The sequence below is a fragment of the Vibrio sp. M260118 genome (assembly GCF_036533755.1).
In the GTDB taxonomy this organism is placed as follows: Bacteria; Pseudomonadota; Gammaproteobacteria; order Enterobacterales; family Vibrionaceae; genus Vibrio.
The window spans coordinates 1-776 of record NZ_JATABG010000657.1 but is presented as its reverse complement, the minus strand read 5'-3'; the positions used below and the strand labels follow the sequence as shown (position 1 = coordinate 776).

1 protein-coding gene and 1 pseudogene are annotated in these 776 nt (G+C 46.3%); both read right to left on the bottom strand.

Annotated elements, in window-relative coordinates; all coding sequences use genetic code 11:
- A pseudogene (locus QTO00_RS20345) lies at positions 1-218 on the bottom strand (CDP-alcohol phosphatidyltransferase family protein); the annotation flags it as partial.
- On the bottom strand, positions 211-776 hold a 566-nt coding region (locus tag QTO00_RS20340; protein WP_331426361.1), incomplete at its 5' end, for an ATP-binding cassette domain-containing protein. The gene QTO00_RS20340 and the pseudogene QTO00_RS20345, both read right to left, overlap by 8 nt.

Below are 776 nucleotides of genomic sequence, written 5' to 3'. Positions count from 1 at the left end.
CTTGCCAGTGCACCATCTAGGCCATCACATATCCGGTTCAAGGCGACAAAAACCAAGGCTAAGGTATATTGCTCCATGATCAACGCAGGAAAAGCTAAGCAACCCAAACCAAAACCAAACAGTGTCGTTTGATTAGCGGTTACACCGAGCTTGTCGAGTAGTTTGGCAGATTGAGCCAACGGCCAACGGATGATCTTAATGCTAAAGCGATCAAGCATGTTGATTCTCCCAAGGCCATGTTATACAGCGGCTATCTTGTGGTACATCTTCTTCATCGTGAGTAACAATTACAGCTGGGATATTTGCTTTCTTAAGCTGATCAACGACCCAACTACGAAATTGAGTTCGCAGTTCTTTGTCTAACTTACTATACGGTTCATCGAGTAAGGCAAGCTTAGGCTGAGCCAACAGCATTCGGCTTAAGGCAATACGCGCCCGCTGACCGCCGGATATTTGATCAGGGAAGGAGTCGGCCAAATTGGATAGAGAGATGTTTTTTAGCGCTGTTAGGGCTTGTTCTTTACGCGCTGAGCCTTTAATAGCATCGGGCAGGGCAAAAGCTAGGTTCTCCCAAACGGTGAGATGTGGGAAAAGTAAATCATCTTGAAACAATATCCCCACCTGGCGTTTATGGGCAGGGAGAGTGTTTAAGGCTTGGCCGTTAAGTGTAATCGCACCAGAGTAGTCAAACTCTGATGATAAATGGCCAGCTATGACATCAAGCAAGGTTGATTTGCCACAGCCACTTGGGCCCATTAAGGTAACAATTTCACCTT